This window comes from Komagataeibacter medellinensis NBRC 3288, assembly GCF_000182745.2.
GTDB lineage: Bacteria > Pseudomonadota > Alphaproteobacteria > Acetobacterales > Acetobacteraceae > Komagataeibacter > Komagataeibacter medellinensis.
This window is the reverse complement of sequence record NC_016027.1, coordinates 2,002,970-2,019,876: the sequence shown is the minus strand read 5'-3', so window position 1 is coordinate 2,019,876 and position 16,907 is coordinate 2,002,970. Positions and strand designations below refer to the sequence as shown.

The 16,907-nt window shown below is 60.3% G+C and carries 19 protein-coding genes and 2 tRNA genes; 13 read left to right on the top strand and 8 right to left on the bottom strand.

The genetic code is table 11. The features are described from left to right. Positions 1-3 precede the first annotated feature (3 nt). Complete coding sequence (locus GLX_RS09465) at positions 4-771, bottom strand: Crp/Fnr family transcriptional regulator (RefSeq protein ID WP_014105745.1); 768 nt, start codon at positions 769-771, stop codon at positions 4-6. A 230-nt stretch (positions 772-1,001) separates the two neighbouring features. Between GLX_RS09465 and GLX_RS09460 the strand changes: the two genes are divergently transcribed. The 7 genes from GLX_RS09460 (at position 1,002) to GLX_RS09430 (ending at position 8,067) form a co-directional block, all read left to right on the top strand. Beyond that, positions 1,002-1,466: a hypothetical protein gene (locus GLX_RS09460; protein ID WP_014105744.1), complete on the top strand. Its 465-nt coding sequence runs from the start codon at positions 1,002-1,004 to the stop codon at positions 1,464-1,466. Between the two features lie 120 nt (positions 1,467-1,586). Next, complete coding sequence (locus GLX_RS09455; protein ID WP_014105743.1) at positions 1,587-2,381, top strand: OmpW/AlkL family protein; 795 nt, start codon at positions 1,587-1,589, stop codon at positions 2,379-2,381. 4 nt (positions 2,382-2,385) lie between these two features. Next, complete coding sequence (gene hemN, locus GLX_RS09450; RefSeq protein ID WP_014105742.1) at positions 2,386-3,753, top strand: oxygen-independent coproporphyrinogen III oxidase; 1,368 nt, start codon at positions 2,386-2,388, stop codon at positions 3,751-3,753. A 127-nt stretch (positions 3,754-3,880) separates the two neighbouring features. Beyond that, positions 3,881-4,594 (top strand): 2OG-Fe(II) oxygenase, encoded by a 714-nt coding sequence (locus tag GLX_RS09445; RefSeq protein ID WP_231850321.1) that lies wholly within the window; start codon positions 3,881-3,883, stop codon positions 4,592-4,594. 70 nt (positions 4,595-4,664) lie between these two features. Beyond that, positions 4,665-6,305: an electron transfer flavoprotein-ubiquinone oxidoreductase gene (locus GLX_RS09440; RefSeq protein WP_041247325.1), complete on the top strand. Its 1,641-nt coding sequence runs from the start codon at positions 4,665-4,667 to the stop codon at positions 6,303-6,305. A gap of 71 nt (positions 6,306-6,376) precedes the next feature. Further along, positions 6,377-7,126 carry an electron transfer flavoprotein subunit beta/FixA family protein gene (locus GLX_RS09435; RefSeq protein ID WP_014105739.1) on the top strand — a complete coding sequence of 250 codons (750 nt, stop codon included), beginning with the start codon at positions 6,377-6,379 and terminating at the stop codon, positions 7,124-7,126. 2 nt (positions 7,127-7,128) lie between these two features. Next, entirely contained in the window at positions 7,129-8,067 is a 939-nt protein-coding gene (locus GLX_RS09430) for an electron transfer flavoprotein subunit alpha/FixB family protein (protein WP_014105738.1), read from the top strand. A 188-nt stretch (positions 8,068-8,255) separates the two neighbouring features. Here GLX_RS09430 and GLX_RS09425 read toward each other — a convergent pair whose 3' ends face one another. Next, positions 8,256-8,459: a hypothetical protein gene (locus GLX_RS09425; RefSeq protein WP_007397246.1), complete on the bottom strand. Its 204-nt coding sequence runs from the start codon at positions 8,457-8,459 to the stop codon at positions 8,256-8,258. Between the two features lie 512 nt (positions 8,460-8,971). Between GLX_RS09425 and GLX_RS09420 the strand changes: the two genes are divergently transcribed. Further along, on the top strand, positions 8,972-10,405 hold the full coding sequence (locus GLX_RS09420) for an MATE family efflux transporter (protein ID WP_014105737.1): 1,434 nt from the start codon (positions 8,972-8,974) through the stop codon (positions 10,403-10,405). 16 nt (positions 10,406-10,421) lie between these two features. Here the strand turns inward: GLX_RS09420 and rfbC are convergent, their stop codons facing one another. The 3 genes from rfbC to GLX_RS17290 form a co-directional block, all read right to left on the bottom strand. Beyond that, positions 10,422-10,979 carry a dTDP-4-dehydrorhamnose 3,5-epimerase gene (rfbC, locus tag GLX_RS09415; protein ID WP_231850320.1) on the bottom strand — a complete coding sequence of 186 codons (558 nt, stop codon included), beginning with the start codon at positions 10,977-10,979 and terminating at the stop codon, positions 10,422-10,424. Between the two features lie 426 nt (positions 10,980-11,405). Next, a tRNA-Ala gene (locus tag GLX_RS09410) sits at positions 11,406-11,481 on the bottom strand. Between the two features lie 97 nt (positions 11,482-11,578). Then, positions 11,579-12,223: a Maf family protein gene (locus tag GLX_RS17290; protein WP_231850319.1), complete on the bottom strand. Its 645-nt coding sequence runs from the start codon at positions 12,221-12,223 to the stop codon at positions 11,579-11,581. A gap of 406 nt (positions 12,224-12,629) precedes the next feature. On the opposite strand from GLX_RS17290, the gene hemE reads away from it, so the two are divergent. The 3 genes from hemE to hemJ are packed head-to-tail and all read left to right on the top strand — an operon-like array spanning position 12,630 to position 14,849. Beyond that, the gene (gene hemE, locus GLX_RS09400) at positions 12,630-13,691 is read left to right on the top strand and encodes a uroporphyrinogen decarboxylase (RefSeq protein ID WP_014105734.1); all 1,062 of its coding nucleotides are present in this window, start codon (positions 12,630-12,632) and stop codon (positions 13,689-13,691) included. A gap of 2 nt (positions 13,692-13,693) precedes the next feature. Further along, complete coding sequence (locus tag GLX_RS09395) at positions 13,694-14,407, top strand: HAD family hydrolase (RefSeq protein WP_014105733.1); 714 nt, start codon at positions 13,694-13,696, stop codon at positions 14,405-14,407. Continuing rightward, a complete protein-coding gene (hemJ, locus tag GLX_RS09390) occupies positions 14,400-14,849 on the top strand; it encodes a protoporphyrinogen oxidase HemJ (protein WP_014105732.1) in 450 nt (149 codons plus the stop codon). The genes GLX_RS09395 and hemJ overlap by 8 nt, the downstream gene beginning before the upstream one ends. Before the next feature lie 27 nt (positions 14,850-14,876). Here hemJ and GLX_RS09385 read toward each other — a convergent pair whose 3' ends face one another. Then, positions 14,877-15,329, bottom strand: a complete 453-nt coding sequence (locus GLX_RS09385; RefSeq protein ID WP_014105731.1) for a YjjA family protein — start codon at positions 15,327-15,329, stop codon at positions 14,877-14,879. A gap of 98 nt (positions 15,330-15,427) precedes the next feature. Continuing rightward, positions 15,428-15,748: a YggT family protein gene (locus GLX_RS09380; RefSeq protein ID WP_014105730.1), complete on the bottom strand. Its 321-nt coding sequence runs from the start codon at positions 15,746-15,748 to the stop codon at positions 15,428-15,430. A gap of 143 nt (positions 15,749-15,891) precedes the next feature. Here GLX_RS09380 and GLX_RS09375 point away from each other — a divergent pair. After that, positions 15,892-15,967: transfer RNA gene (locus tag GLX_RS09375), tRNA-Ala, on the top strand. Positions 15,968-15,994: 27 nt separating this feature from the next. Here GLX_RS09375 and GLX_RS09370 read toward each other — a convergent pair. After that, positions 15,995-16,378 (bottom strand): RidA family protein, encoded by a 384-nt coding sequence (locus tag GLX_RS09370; protein ID WP_231850318.1) that lies wholly within the window; start codon positions 16,376-16,378, stop codon positions 15,995-15,997. Positions 16,379-16,449: 71 nt separating this feature from the next. Here GLX_RS09370 and GLX_RS09365 point away from each other — a divergent pair, with 71 nt between their 5' ends. Further along, the gene (locus tag GLX_RS09365; RefSeq protein ID WP_014105728.1) at positions 16,450-16,893 is read left to right on the top strand and encodes an HPr kinase/phosphorylase; all 444 of its coding nucleotides are present in this window, start codon (positions 16,450-16,452) and stop codon (positions 16,891-16,893) included. Positions 16,894-16,907 lie beyond the last annotated feature (14 nt).

The following is a 16,907-nucleotide window of genomic DNA, read 5'->3' as shown; positions in this document are numbered from 1 at the left end:
GCTCTAGCCGTTACCTGCGGCCAGCACTTCAAGCTTGGCTATTGACACGATGGTAATGGCATAGCCCTTACCCACCTCGATCATGCCCTGGGCACGCATCCAGCTAAGCGTGCGGCTGACGGTTTCGATGGTCAGGCCAAGGTAGTCGGCAATGTCGCCGCGCGTCATGGGCAGGTGCAGGCGACCACCATTGCCATCCTGCCCCGGCAGCACGCCCGTCTGCATCTGGTCCAGCAGGAAGCTGGCCACCCGCTCGCGCGCGGTCTTGCGACCCAGCAGCAGCATCTGGTTCTGGGCGGCGACGAGTTCGTTAGACGCCTCTTCAAGCAGGCGGCGCTCAAGCTTGGGAAAGTCATCGAGCAGTTCGGTCATCTTCTCACGCGAGAAGCGGCAGACACGCACCGTATCGACCGCTTCCGCGCCAAAGGCATAACTGTCCGATACCGCAAGCCCGAGGAAATGACCGGGTGCCGCGAAACCCGTGATCTGGCGGCGCCCGTCAGGCAGGGCCTTGAAAAGCTTGACCGTGCCGGAGGTGACATTGAAAAAATCGGTAGCAGGCGCGCCCTCTTCTATGAAGCCGCGACCGGGGGGAACAATGGCTTCCACCGCCACTTCCGACAGGCGCGAAATGTCACCCGGTTCGATCACGCTGCATATACTGTTGGGTCGCACGCTACAGGTGGAGCAAAAATCCGTCTGCACACCAGACGACCCGATCACGATACGCCGAGGCCTTGATTCAAACTGACACGAAGGCATATCCGACATCATTATTTCCAATCACTCTCAGGCGCCTGCGTTCCGGCGCCTCGAGTAACCGGAGATGCCCTGGCCCCCTAGAAATACACTCAAATGCATTTGCCAAGAGTCAGGAGTATGGCGGATGGTTTGATGTAAATCAATGCATGCCAAAGGCGAATATACGGTAAACACTGCAAGTCTTCATAAAAAATTCCAGCCTGAGGAAATCCAGCTGCGTGCACGCTCCCCCACCGCCCATGGTCAGACGACTGGAGCCTGCGGACGTGCCGTTGCTATACCCTCTGATCCGGATTTCCTTCCCCCACATCACCCTGCAGGAATGGGGGCGGATCGGCCGCAGGCTGGCCCGTTCCGGCCCCCGTGTGCGTGAAGGCATGCTGGTTGCCCGCTATGGCCCCGCACGCCCGCCATGCGGCATGGCCACGTTCCGGCGCGGCTTCGACCTGTGCTCGGGCGATACACTGACCTCCGATTACATCATCGCACTCAGCTATACGCAGGAACAGCAGATCATGAATGCCCTGCTACCCGCCATGGAAATCCTGGCACGTGAGTTGGGCTGTACTGCAATACGAACATTTTCCTATAGTAAACCCGTGCTCAACCGGGACAGCACGGTACGGAAACTGTGTTCATCCGGCCACATTACCGAAAGAACAGTCCGCCTGGACCGTAACAAGCAAATACTTCAGGGTCTTTGATTGATTCATATCAAAGCCCGATGCTAGGTGGCCGTGATTTCTGCACTGATCAAATCAGGTTGAATATTCCTAACATCGTCCGCATTCACAACGGATGAAACGAATCAAGGTCTGCACACGATGAAGAACATTCGCAAATACGCCATGTCGGCAGCACTGGGTGCTGCGGCCCTCGCACCCGTTGCGGTCCATGCGCAGACCGCCACACCTTCCACTTACGTCAATGCCCCGATTGCCAACCCCGTTGCCGTGGCGCAGCCCAAGGGTCATTGCGGCATCTTCCAGACCTGTGCCTCCACCAAGATCGGCCTGGGCCGCGGTGACTTCATGATCCGCCTGTCCGCCGTGGGCGTGCTGCCCGAAGATCGTGACAGCAAGGTCTGGGTTGGTGGTCAGGCACTCGCCGGCACGCGCGTCAAGACCACCAATCAGGTCATGCCGGAACTGACGTTCGAATACTTCGTGACCGACAACATCTCGCTGGACCTGATTGCCACCAGCACCCGCCATGAAGTCTCGGCCGAAGGTGGTGCGCTTGGCTCCCCCAGCAAGCTGGACGTCGGCAGCGCGTGGGTCCTGCCCCCCACCATTACCGTTGCGTGGCACTTCCGTCCGCACAAGCGCCTGAACCCGTATGTGGGTGTTGGCGGCACGTTCATGTGGTTCCACAACATGAACCCCAATGGCCCGACCATTCAGCGCCTGAACTCCGGCTTCACCGGTGGCCCGTCCATCAATGCCGGTGTGGATTACCAGCTGGTTGGCAACTGGTTCTTCAACTTCGACGTCAAGCAGATGTTCGTGCGCATGCACGCCTGGGCAAACGAAGATGGCAACAACCCCGCCACCCGCATCAAGGCCCACGACTCGCTTGACCCGACCGTCGTCTCCGCTGGTATCGCCTACCGGTTCTGATCGCATGAACGCGGCGGACAGCACCCTGCTTTCGCGCTACGGGGGCAACCTGCCGCGTTATACCAGCTACCCCACCGCCGCGCAGTTCAGCGATGCGGTGGGCCCTGCGGACAGCCGCGAATGGCTCTCCGCGCTGCCGGCCTCGCAGCCACTTTCCCTTTATCTTCACGTTCCCTTCTGTGACACGCTGTGCCGGTTCTGCGGGTGCAATACCGCCGTACTGCGCAATGCGAATGCCCGCGCCGCCTATGGCGCGCTGCTGCTGGAAGAACTGCGCCGGATTGTGGCCATCATCGGCCCGCAGCGCCGCATCAGCCACCTGCAATGGGGGGGCGGCACGCCCACCACGCTGCCCGCTGGCACGATGCGCCGGGTCATGCAGGCCATACGCCAGAACTTCATCATCCTGCCCGATGCCGAGATCAGCATTGAGGTCGACCCCCGCCACCTGCCGACCGGGTATCCTGCGCTGCTGCATGAACTGGGCTTCAACCGCGCCAGCATGGGCGTGCAGGATCTGGACCCCGATGTGCAGGAAGCCTGCGGACGCATCCAGACCTGGGAACAGACGCGTGACTGCCTGCATGCCCTACGCGCGGCAGGGGTGGGGTCAATCAATATCGACCTGATCTACGGCCTGCCCCGACAGGATACGACAGGTGTTGCCCGCACGGCACAAGCCGTGGCCAGCCTGCATCCCGACCGGCTGGCCGTGTTCGGCTATGCCCATGTACCATGGAAACAGAAGCGCCAGTCCCTGATGCCCACGGGCCAGTTGCCTGATCCCGCCCAGCGCGTGGCGCAACGTGAAGCCATTGATGGCGTGCTGCACGCGGAGGGCTTCCTGCCCGTAGGGCTGGACCATTACGCAAGCCCGACCGACAGCATGGCCTACGCCATGGCCAAAGGCACGCTGCACCGCAATTTCCAGGGTTACACGGTTGATGCCGCCGCTGCCCTGATCGGGGTCGGCGCATCCGCCATTTCAGCCCTGCCGGGCGGCATGACGCAGAATGCCGTCTCGTCCGCAGCCTATGCCCGGCTCATGGCACAGGATACCGACAGCCTGCCGGTTGTACGCGGTGTGGCGCTGGATGCCGATGACCGCTTGCGTGCCGCTATCATAGAACAGGTGATGTGCACCCTGCAGGTCGATCTGGATCAGATTGCCTCATGCCACGGCCTGCCTGCCAGCAGCCTGGACCCCGAACTGACCCGTCTGGCCCCGATGGCGGATGACGGGCTGGTACAGGTCACAGGCTACCAGATCCGGGTTACGGATAAAGGACGGCCCTTTGTGCGGCATGTGGCCGCCGTGTTTGACCGCTATCTGGATGCTGGCAGCGCCACCCGCCACGCCAGCGCCCTGTAGCCCGAAAAACCGTAAAGAAGTTTTTGGTGAAGCTTTTTTCAAAAAGCTTTAAAGAATGCCGCCTTTTTGAAAAAAGGCGGCACCCAAAAACTTCTATTCCTTTGTATACCGCAACATGAATAGCGCCATGCAAACCAACTGCGTCATTGCCGCCCTGCAGGCCAGCCCAACCACTGAATGGCCTTATCCCCACTGGCAGTTGCACGACGTACTGCCCGCCCCGGTGGCCACAGCCCTGATGGCATGGCGGCCCGATGCGCGATTTATCGGCGGAGATAGTGGCGGCCAGCGGTCAGGGCGCAACGGGCAGCGACTGTTCATCACCCCGGCCCTGCGCGCGACAAGTCCCGCCATGGACCGTCTGGCCCGGCTGTTTGATGCTCCGCAGACCCGTGCTGCGTTCAGCACCCAATGCGCAGCACGCCTTGAACACGCCGCCCTGCGCCTTGAACTGTGCCTTGATACCAACGGGTTCTGGCTCGAACCCCATACCGATATCGGCGCCAAGCGGCTGACGCTGCTCATAGCGCTTTCCATGGGGGCGCAGGCAGCACAGTGGGGCACGGACATCATGACGGCCGGGGGCATACCCGTGGCCCGTGCATCGGGCGCGTTTAATTCCGGGTTGCTGTTCATCCCGTCCGCCCGGTCATGGCATGGCTTCGTGCCGCGGCCACTGAACGGCGTGCGGCGCACGCTCATCGTCAATTACGTCGGCCCCGAATGGGAAGCTACGGACGAACTGGCCATGCCCACCCATGCATGCCGGGAAAAGCCAGATTGCGCCCCAGCGGAAACGGAATGCATGACAAGCCTTTATTCAGGCACCAAACGGTTCTAGGAAGCACGTCTACCCGGTGTAACTTTTATCCCATGTCATCCCGGTCATGACGCAAGAGGACAACAGAGGTATGAGCGAGACCACGCGCGAGACTATGGAATTCGATGTCGTCATCGTTGGTGGCGGCCCGTCGGGGCTGGCTGCCGCGATCCGGCTGCGACAGGTCGCCCCGGAGGCCAGTGTTTGCCTGATCGAAAAAGGCAGCGAGATTGGCGCCCATATTCTGTCCGGTGCCGTGATCGAGCCGCGTGCGCTGGAAGAACTCCTGCCCCACTGGCGTGAGGAAGGCGCCCCGCTCAACACGCCAGTGACAGAAGAGCAGATGCTCTACCTGACCCGGACGGGCAGCATGGAAGTGCCCTACCTTGAGCGTGTGATGCCGCATATGAGCAACCACGGCAACTACATCACCAGCCTGGGCGACCTGTGCCGCTGGCTTGCGGGCCGGGCGGAGGAACTCGGCGTCGAGATCTATCCCGGCTTTGCCGGTGCCGAAGTGCTGGTGGATGACAGCGGCCGCGTGACCGGTGTAGCCACGGGTGACATGGGCGTGGGCCGTGACGGCAAGCCGGGTGACAATTACGCGCCGGGCATGGAACTGCGCGCGAAATATACCCTGTTCGCCGAAGGCTGCCGCGGCTCGCTGACCAAGCAGGTCACCGCGATGTACAACCTGCGCAAGGGCGTGGACCCGCAGACCTACGGGCTGGGCATCAAGGAACTGTGGGAAATCCCCAAGGAAATGCACCGCCCCGGCCTGGTGCAGCACAGCTTTGGCTGGCCGCTTGATGACCGGACCTATGGCGGAGCGTGGATGTACCATTTTGGGGAAAACCTCGTCTCCTACGGGTTTGTGGTGGGGCTGGATTACCCCAACACATGGCTCTCCCCGTTTGATGAGATGCAGCGCGTGAAGCTGCACCCGGCCTTCCGCCCGTATTTCGAGGGTGGACGCCGCATCGCCTATGGCGCGCGCGCCCTGTCCGAAGGCGGCATCCAGTCCATCCCGCGCCTGACCTTCCCCGGTGGGGCGCTGATCGGTGATACGGCAGGTTTCCTCAACGTGCCCAAGATCAAGGGTACCCATACGGCCATGAAGTCCGGCATGCTGGCCGCCGAAGCTGTGGCCGAAGCACTGGCCACCAACCGGGTCGAACCCGGCTCCTACACCCGGCGCGTCAAGGATTCGTGGCTGTGGGACGAATTGCGTGCAGTGCGCAATATCCGCCCGGCCTTCGCCAAATTCGGCATGAAGGGCGGCGCGCTGTATTCCGGCATCGACGCCATGCTGCTGCGTGGCCGCGCACCGTGGACGCTGCACACTCGCCATGCCGATAACGAGGTACTGGAACCCGCCTCGATCTCACCCAGGATCGACTACCCCAGGCCGGACGGCAAAATCACCTTCGACCGCCTCTCGTCCGTGTTCCTGTCCAGTACCAACCATGAGGAGGACCAACCCGTCCACCTGAAGGTCCGCAATATGGCGCTGTGGAAGACGGTGAACTGGGACGTGTTCCGCGCACCCGAAAGTCGTTACTGCCCGGCGGGCGTGTATGAAGTAGCCGATGAAGAGACCGATCCGAAGCTGCAAATCAACGCCCAGAACTGCGTGCACTGCAAGACCTGTGACATCAAGGACCCGACCCAGAACATAGACTGGGTCACGCCGGAGGGTTCAGGTGGGCCGAACTATCCGGGTGGGATGTAATTGGGCGGCGGGTACGGTATGTATCCGCCACACCGATTGCCCTTATCCGAAGACAGACAGGCAAATATGCAATGAAGGTTCTTGTACCCGTTAAGCGCGTGATTGATTACAACATCAAGCCGCGCGTGAAGGCCGATGGTTCCGGCGTGGAGACCGCTGGCGTCAAGATGTCAATGAATCCGTTTGATGAGATTGCGGTCGAGGAAGCCGTACGCCTGAAGGAAAAAGGCGTGGTAAGCGAGATCATTGCCGTCTCCATTGGCGAGGCCAAGGCGCAGGACACGCTGCGCACGGCCATGGCCATGGGTGCGGACCGCTCCATTCTGGTGGAAACCGACGTGGTGACCGAACCGCTGGCGGTAGCCAAGGTGCTCAAGGCGCTGGTGGAAAAGGAAAAGCCTGACCTTGTGATTCTGGGCAAGCAGGCGATTGATGATGACATGAACGCCACCGGCCAGATGCTGGCAGGACTGCTGGACCGCCCGCAGGCCACCTTCGCCTCCAAGGTGGACGTTGCCGATGGCGCGGTTACCGTAACCCGCGAGATTGATGGCGGCGCCCAGACCGTAAAGCTGGCGCTGCCTGCCATTATTACCGCCGACCTGCGCCTGAACGAACCGCGCTATGCCTCGCTGCCCAACATCATGAAGGCACGCAAGAAGCCTATGGAAAAGATCACGCCGGCCGACCTGGGCGTGGACATGACGCCGCGCCTGAGCGTGGTCTCGGTTACAGAACCACCGGAACGCAAGGCGGGCATCAAGCTCGACTCGGCGGCGGAACTGGTGTCGCGTCTGCGTAACGAAGCAAAGGTGATCTGATCATGACCGTACTTGTTTTCCTTGACCATGAAGGCGGCGTGATCCGGCAGGCTTCGCGTTCGGCCATTGCGGCGGCGGCCAGGCTGGGTGATGTCGATGTGCTGGTCACCGGCCCTGACGCGGCAGCCGCCGCAAATTCGGCTGCGGCCATTCCCGGCGTGAAGAAAGTACTGCAGGTGACCGATACCACCGGCAACAGCGAACTGGCAGAGCCGGTTGCCGCCCTGCTGGCGCAGCTTGCGGATGGTTATACCCATATCCTCGCCACGTCTTCGGCCACGGCCAAGAACGTGCTGCCGCGTACGGCGGCCCTGCTTGATGTGCAGCCAATCCCTGATATCGTGGCCATCAACGATGCCGACACCTTTGTCCGCCCGATCTATGCGGGCAGCGCGCTGGCAACGGTAAAATCGGCGGATGCGAAGAAGGTGATCACCGTGCGTGCCTCCTCCTTCGAGCCGGTGGCGGCCGAGGGCGGCAATGCGGTGATCGAGGACGTGACCCTGCCCGCAGGCCCCGGTGGTTCGACCTTTGTCAGCACCGAACTGTCCAAGTCCGAGCGGCCGGAGCTGGAATCCGCCCGTGTTGTGGTCTCGGGCGGTAACGGCATGCAGAATGAGGAAAACTTCAAGCTGCTCGAACCGCTGGCCGACCGGCTGGGTGCCGCCATTGGCGCTTCCCGCGCAGCGGTGGACAAGGGCTTTGTGTCCAACGAATACCAGGTTGGCCAGACCGGCAAGATCGTGGCGCCGGAACTGTATATCGCGCTGGGTATCTCGGGGGCGATCCAGCACCTTGCGGGCATGAAGGACAGCAAGGTGATCGTGGCTGTCAACAAAGACCCCGAAGCGCCGATCTTCCAGGTGGCTGATTACGGGATTGTAGGCGATCTGTTCACTATCCTGCCGCAGCTTGAGGCGGAACTGGACAAGGCGGGCTGAAGCCCACGTCATCTATGTCTTGATAAAAAGAATAAAAGTTTTTGGGTGCCGCCTTTTTTTCAAAAAGGCGGTGTTCCCTGAAGCTTTTTGAAAAAAGCTTCACCAAAAACTTTTTACGATTACAGGCTTTTCAAACAGCCTCAAAAGGGAGTGCGGGCGCAGGTCCGCATCCCTTTTTTTATGCGTGACTATTCATTTTCCAGCACGGCATGGGCGCGGGCCACGACCGTATCGTATTCTTCCTGTGTCAGGTCACCGCGATGCAGCATTTCGCTGGCGCGGGCCAGGGCATCGCGTGCATGAGTCACATCGGGTATGGGGTAACGCCGACCGGGCAGGGCGAAGGCGGAATCAGGCAGAGCATTGCGTTCGGCGGCAGTCAGTCTGGACATGGGTATGGCTCCCTACACAAAAATGGTGCCAGCAGGTCGCCAGCACGCCACAGCGTAGTGAAAGCCGGAACGCACCAGATGCGTAAAAGACGGATGGCTCCCCATTACTTATGCCATACGCAAAAAAACAGGGCCTCCCAATAAAGGAAGACCCTGTCAGTGGGACACTGACGCATCTATGCACAGCATCCAACCCGGTATTCTTACCGGATATTTTTGGTATTTATGGAAGCCTGCTGGCCTCGTGTAATTCTATATGGCAGAATTATTTTAACAGGTCAACAATAAATATAAATAAAAACACGATTTTACTTTTTTTGCACTGCACAATTCTTCCTGTTATTTTGCAGTGCACAATGTGCGGTTAATATATAAAGAACAACGCGCCACTTTCCTGCCATCGCACAAAAAACGGTGCAGGCTGGGGCCTTGTGCCGGATTTCATTGCCCCGCATCATATCGGCGCCACACTGGCAAAAAGCTCACGAACGCCCAGCAGACAGGACACCCTAATGGGGGCAGAACCCGCACCACGACCTCAGGCCAAATTCTGCACGGGCAGTATCTTACGTCATGTCGTGGTGATGGCAGGAACCGGGGCCATCGGCCTCATGGCCGTGTTCGTGGTCGACCTGCTGAACCTTTTCTACATTGCATGGCTGGGCAATCCGGCCCTTACGGCGGCGATCGGCTTTTCGGGCGTGGTGAGTTATGTGCAGATCGCCGTCTCCATCGGGCTGTCGATCGGGATAGGGGCCATCAGCGGTAGGCTGATCGGCGCGGGTCGGATCGAGCAGGCACGGCGCGTCGCGTCCTCGTTCGGTATTGTCATGATGGTGCTCTGCCTGCTGATCGGCCTGATCACGGCGTGGTTGGCCACCTCCATCCTGACGCTGCTTGGCGCAGGCGGGGAAGCCGCGCGCCAGGCCGCCACCTTTCTCGAGATCATATCGCCCGGCCTGCCGCTGATCGCGGCGGGCATGGGGTGCTCGGGCCTGCTGCGTGCCATAGGGGCTGCCCGCATTTCCATGAATGTCACGCTGCTGGGTGCACTGATTTCGGCCATACTGGACCCGCTGCTGATCATAGGGCTGGGACTGGGGCTTGAGGGAGCGGCAATCAGCACCCTGTTTTCACGCGGGTTCGTGGCCTTCATGGGCTTTCACCGCGCCCGCCAGCACGGCCTGCTGGCATGGCCCATCCGCACGCATGTGCTGACCGACACGAAGCTGGTGGGGCAGGTGGCCATGCCTGCCATCCTGACCAACCTGGCCACACCGGTCAGCAGCATATTCGTCACCCACGCCATGGCAGGGTTCGGACTTGCGGCCATAGCGGGGCAGGCCACCATTGAGCGAATCGTGCCAGTGGCCTTCGCGCTCGTGTTTGCACTGACGGGATCGGTCGGTCCCATCATGTCCCAGAACCTTGGCGCGGGCAGGCTGGAGCGGGTGCGGGCAACACTGGTGGCCTCGCTATGGCTGGTGGCAGGGTGTGTCGCGCTGACATGGGCCATCCTGTTCCTGACTCAGGACATGGTGATCCGGGCCTTTTCCGCGCAGGGCACCGCCGCCATGCTGATCCACCTGTTCTGCAACTGGACGATTGCGGGTTATGTCTTTATCGGCATGCTGTTCGTGGCCAATGCCGCCTTCAACAATCTGGGCTTTCCGCTTTATTCTGCCCTGTTTAACTGGGGGCGGGCCACACTGGGGACCATACCCTTTGTCTGGTTCGGCATGAAATTCGGCCCCGGAGGGGTGCAGGTAGGCCAGGTGCTGGGAAGCGTGCTGTTCGGCTCCTGCGCGGTCATGACCGCCTTTACCGTGGTGCGCAGGCTGCATCCGGGCGACCGGGCCACGGAACATGCCATGCCCGTCATTCCCCCTCCCCAGACCGGCGAGGCCGGACTGATCGAACTGGATGAACTCGATCATTCCACCTGAGCGGACGGGCATGCCGTCATCCGTAAAGAAACCAGTCAATGACATTGGCAAAGGAAGGGGCATGGTCATCGGGTTGCAAAAGGATGGCCTGATGATCCCTGACCGGCCATTCAATGCCCAGTGTCTCGTCATTCCAGCGTATGGTGCGTGCACATACCGCCGTCTCTGGCCGGGTGTCTCGGTGCCTGACCTCCGTATCATCAGCCAGGCTACACAGACCATGCAGGAAGCCGGGAGGAAGCCAGAACTGGCAGGCATTTTCGGCACTCAGGGTAACGCCCGCCCATTGCCCGAAGCTGGGTGAACCCGTCCGCACATCCACGCCTACCACCCATACAGCCCCCTGGCTGCACTGCATGAGACGGCCCTGCGCATGGGGCGGTACCTGACAATACAGTCCGCGCACGACATGCCGGTCATACCGCTCGGTCCGGTCGCTACGCATGAAATGTTCGCTCAGGGCAATGCCCTCGTGAACAAGGGCCGCGCAGGCCGCGCGGCGGCTGACCTGCCCATTGCGGGCCGCAGGGGCCAGCAGGAGTGGACCTTCGATCGGCAGGGAACGAAACACCACGCCATCTTCAGCTGATACGGATGGCGCAACAGGTGGGAAAAGGGAAGGAAGAGGCCCGTGCTCAGGCATATCGGCACCGAACAATCGGGGCCTGGCCATTACCGATAGGCAGGCGTTCATACCTTACATGGATCTGCATTCAGGTTGCCCCGCAACCGCGCTGCCCTTAACGGGCCAGCGCGGTTTTCGTTTCATTACTCTGGAATGCAGCTTTTAGCGGGCAGGCGTTACAAACCCATTAAGAGACTGTTTGAAACAACCCATTGATAAGAAACACGACATTTTTCGAAGCTTTTTGAAAAAAGCTTCGCCATAAACTTTCTTATACTTTTCAGACAACTTTCAAGGCGTGATGAAAATACACCAACCATGATAGAAAATCTGTATGCAGTTTATATTGATTTAGGGGGTACCAGATGAGGAATCTGGTGGAGCCAAGGGGAGTCGAACCCCTGACCTCCTGAATGCCATTCAGGCGCTCTCCCAACTGAGCTATGGCCCCACTTGTTCCATCGGCTGACCTGATCTTGTAGCCTGCCGTGGTCCGGTTCGCGGGGTATAACCATACGTCACGGGCAATGCAACCCCCTCCCATCATTTTATTGCACGATACTTCCCTGCGCCCGCAGGGCACCGAGCAGGGGCAGCAATGGCAGACCCACAATGGCGGAATGTTCTCCCTCAATGCGTGAAAAAAGATGGATGCCCGGCCCCTCCAGCCGGTAACACCCCACGCAGGACAGGATGGCATCCCCCTCAAGCTGGAGATAGCGCTCCACAAAAGTATCGCTGAACGCGCGCATATGCAGCATGGGGCGGGCGACATGCTGCCACACCGTGCATCCATCCCGCATCATCACCACCGCCGTATGCAGGGTATGGGACTGCCCGCGCAACTGGCGGAGGTGGGTGCGCGCCTGTGCCCTGTCTGTCGGCTTGTCGAACCATGTGCCGTTACACGTCAGTATCTGATCCGCCCCGATCACGAGCGTGCCGGGGGGGACAGTCATGGCCTGTGCCTTTGCTCCGGCCAGTTCGAGTGCCGTCCGGTCGGCATCCAGCCCCTGCGCCCTGCAGGTGGTGCGAATGGCGTGCTCATCCACATCCGCGGCCCGGTATGCCGCCCGGATCCCGGCCGATTCCAGCATGGCGCGCCGTGCACTGGAGCGGCTGGCGAGTACTATCGGCGGCGACTCCGCCTGTAACGATGCGGGTTTTAGTACTAAATTCGAGTCGTCAGCCATCACGCGTTCCGTACTGTGGAAGTGAAAGATAAAATTCGGGCAGCAGGAGTACTGGGGTACATGGGGATAGTACTCCAAATGATTCTCCGTCGTACCGAGTACCGGGGACAATGGGTACAGGTCCATTCGCGGTGGGTTGTACACAGCCTTATGTCGGTACAATCTGGATAACCGCCCACACCCACGGAAAACCTTGGAGTCGGAAACTGTACACCCTGTGGGAAAAGTGGGGTACATTTTCGGAAACGTGGGTACCCCATGACTCACAGCACTTAAAACACCTCAAAAAATTTCTTTCTCTTTTCTTTTATTGTTTTGAAAGAGGCGCGCGCGTTGTCCCTGCCCGCTATCCGTGGCTGGGAAAGTACGAGATAGTCCGGCCACAACGAAACAGAACGACGGATCAATGACTGAAACACGCAAACCCCTGCTCGCCACCCTGTTGGGAGAGGCAACATGGCCACCTCCGGTATGGCTGATGCGACAGGCGGGCCGGTTCCTGCCAGAATTCCGTGCCCTGCGTGAAAAGGCCGATTTCATAACCCGTTGCATGACCCCCGATATGGCGGTGGACATCACGCTACAGCCCATCCGCCGTTTTGGCATGGATGGAGCCATCCTGTTTTCCGATATCCTCATCCTGCCATGGGCGATGGGGCAGTCGCTGGAGTTTGTGCATGGACGCGGCCCGGTGCTGGGGCCAGTGCGCTCGATGGCGGATCTGGAGCGTCTTGATCCCCAGCGCGTTGCAAAAGCGGTCCAGCCAGTCATGGAAACGCTGGGGCGGCTGCGCAAAGCTGTTGACGGACCCGAGGCGATCGGTCCGGCCAGACCTGGACAGGTCACGCTGATCGGGTTCGCGGGTGCGCCGTTTACGGTGGCCTGCTACATGGTGGAAGGTCATGGTTCGCGTGAGTTCGAGGAGACACGCAGGCTGGCCTATACTGATCCTGTCTTCTTTGACCGGCTGATTGACCTGCTTACCACATCCACAGCCGACATGCTCTGTGCCCAGATCGAAGCCGGGGCCGAAGCCGTGATGCTGTTTGACAGCTGGTCCGGCCTGTTGCCGCCCTCGCAGTTCCGCCAGCATGTCATCGAACCCGCGCGGCGTATTACCGAAATCATCAATGCCCGCCACCCCGGCGTGCCGGTTATAGGCTTTCCCCGGCTGGGCGGGCTCATGGCCATCGAATACGGGCACAAAACGGGCGTGAACGCCATGGCGCTCGATACCGGGGCTGACATGAAGGCCGTGGCGGAAAAGGTACCCGAAACGCTGGTGCTACAGGGCAATCTTGACCCCATCCGCGTGCTGGCAGGCGGTGAAGGCATGCGCGCCGAAGCCCGCGCCATCCGTGATGCCATGAAGGGGCGCCCCCATGTGTTCAACCTTGGCCATGGCGTGATCCCCTCCACCCCGCCCGAACATGTGGGCGACCTGATCCGCACCATAAGGGATGTCTGAACATGCTGCCTGCCGCACTGCGCCCCGATGGCGCGCTTGAACTGGTCATTTTTGACTGTGACGGGGTCCTGATCGACAGTGAAGGCCCTTCATGCCGCATGATTGCCCATGACCTGCGTCAGTATGGCCGCGAGATCAGTGATGATGAGGCCATCCACCGCTTCGCAGGCCACGCGTTGACCGCGCTCAAGCACGAGATCGAGCAGGCGGAAGGCATCGCCCTACCCGGGGACTGGCCTGCGCGGATGCAGCGCAACCTTGTCACCCTCATGCGCAATGAGGCGGAAACCATTGATGGCGCCCCTGCCATGCTGCGTGGTGTGGCAGGCCTCGGCCTGCCATATCGGATCGGTTCTAATTCCTCGGTAGCAGAGATGGAGGCCAAATTCGGCCGCACGGGGCTGGATGTGCTGATTGCACCGCAATACATCCATTCCGCGCGTGACATGGGCCAACCCAAGCCTGACCCTGCGGTCTATCTGGCCGGAGCCAAGGCGCAGGGCGTATCGCCTGGCAACTGCATCGTGCTGGAAGATACCGATACCGGAGCGCGCGCCGCACAGGCAGCCGGTATGGGCTGCGTACTGCTGCGCCCAGCCGACCTGCCCGCACCAACATGGCCGGGGCTGCTGCGCATTGCGCATCTGGATGAATTCGTGCCGCTGCTGCGCCGCATCCTGACCACCCAGGGCAGGGGAGAGGGCGCGCATGCTTGACGTGCTTGCGCCGTGGATGCTGTGGCTCAAGGCGTTTCACATCATGTCGTTCATTGCGTGGATGGCGGGGCTGTTCTACCTGCCGCGCCTGTTTGTCTATCATTGCCAGGTGGCAGCCGGATCGGCGGAGTCCGCGCGATTCCAGGTGATGGAATACAAGCTGCTGCGCTTCATCACCACGCCTGCGATGATCAGCACGTTTGTCTTTGGTGGCCTGCTGTCATCCATTCCGGGACTGGTGGACTGGCATTCCGGCTGGTGGCTGACCAAGCTGGCCTGCGTGCTGGCCATGGCGGGTTTTAACGGGGCCTGCGGGCGGTGGCGGCGGGATTTTGCCAATGACCGCAATACGCGGCCCGAACGGTTCTACCGTATGGCAAACGAAGTGCCGACCGTTCTCATGATGATCATCGTGATCATGGTGGTGGTCCGCCCGTTCTGAGTGAACGGGCGGCACATCTGTTCTGGCTTAAAGCAGGGACTGGCCCTGCTTCATTACCGCATTACACACCTTCTTGGTGATTTTCTGCTTCAGGTTGCCCGTAAGCGAGGAGAGCGAAAAGGTGTTGCCATTGCCGGTATCGAGAATACCGTTCTGGCCGTTGGAGTACTGGCTGCCTGATGTATCAAGCCCGGATTTCTGCTTGAGCGAGGACAGCAGCGTGGAAGGACTGTTGCCGTCCAGGTAGTTGTTCTGCACGCAGTAGCTCAGCAGGCCCGTGACGTTGGGCATGGGCAGGGACGAGACGGAGGGAATGTTGATCCCGCTGCCCGAAAGCAGGCTCGCAGCATTACCCAGCCCACCGGAAGAGGAGCCGCCACCCAGACCGCCAAAACCCTGAGCGTGAGCCGGTGCGCCCGACAGTGCCGCCGCGAGCGGCAGGGCTGCGATCATCGCCAGAAAACGGTTCGATTTTTTCATTTAAACACAACTCCTGAAATCCGGCCGACGGGACCCCACGGCCTTCGGCCGATCATAACCTTCGCGCTGGCTGCGACGATAGCCTGCAGCCATGGCATTTATGCAATTCCGACCATAAGCATGCCGTAGATTTTGGCCAGCAGCGGCGTCAGCACGTACTGGATCAGCAGCAGCAGCACGAGCGGGCTGAGGTCAATATTGGCGATGTTGGGCAGCATGTTGCGGATGGGCTGCAGGACGGGTTCTGTCATGCGATACAGGAAGTTCGAGATGTTCCACACGATCCGGTTGCGCGGGTCCAGGATGCCAAACCCCAGCAGGAAGCTGAAGATGCACGCCGCCAGCACCACCCAGGTGTAGAGTTGGATAAGCTCAAACAGCAGATTGAAAATGATGGAAACCAACGGGCCAACTTTCATGAAGCACGGAAAGCTGAATCTAGTGTCCGCAGGGTTCCCATACAACCACCATGAGCACGCTGTAGCGGACAGAAAAAGCGGGCAGGGGCAAGAATGCTTCTTGACTTGCCGCGTACGCGGGGTATTTATCGCGCGAGGATTGTGGGGCTGTAGCTCAGATGGGAGAGCGCCTCGTTCGCAATGAGGAGGTCAGGGGTTCGATTCCCCTCAGCTCCACCACTCTCCTCGATTTCCAAAAATAATCCGCTAGACCGTTTCTAGGCCATGGCACGGGTCGTGCACGGGCTGGGCGATCAGGTCGATTGCCACCAACTGTCCGGGCTGTGAAAATTCATTGACCAGCCTGAGCGTGGTTGCCGGGCAGGTCTGGCTGAACAGGTCGTTGAGCAGCGGGAAGCAGGTATTGAAACCATCGGTGGTAGAAAGCGTGAAGATGATACGGGTCACGTTTTCCGCCGTCATGCCCTGTTCGGCCAGACGGGTCATACCCGCCCCCAGTGCCCGGCGGATCTGGGCGAACAGTTCGGGAGAAAAGCTGCCGGTCTGGGGATCCGCGCCAGTCAGATGCCGGATTTGGATCTCTGCCGGGGGGGGGAATGGTGTATTTTCTTCCATTAACGGCAGAATCACAAAGTGGTCATGTTTTGTCCATAAAAAAAATTTCTTTCCTTCTGTTGATGGCGCTGCGTTAAGCCTTGCGCATGTGTGACCTCACCCAGATCCATGCATCCTGTGCCGCGCGGGGGGAGCAGGGCATCCTGCTTGTCGGCCCATCCGGGGTGGGCAAATCAGACCTGCTGCTGCGTCTGGTACAGGCGGGCTTTGATCTGGTGGCCGATGACCGTGTCTGCCTCAATGGATCATGGGCCAGCGCGCCACCGGTCCTTGCGGGTTTGATGGAGGTGCGGGGCATCGGGATCGTGCGCATGGCGTGGCGGGAACGGGTGCGGGTTGCGGCCGTGGCCAGGCTGGTGTCTCCGCCCGGATATCCCCCCCGGCTGCCGCCCCTGCCGGGGCGTGACAGGATGACGGGCCAGCTGGAATTCTTCCTTGATCCGGCTCTTCCTTCCGCCGTGGCGCGGGTGGAACTGATCCTGGATTGTGTTGCCGGGAACAGGGCCTTGCTTGATGATGGCCAGATGTGATGCCGTATCCCCTT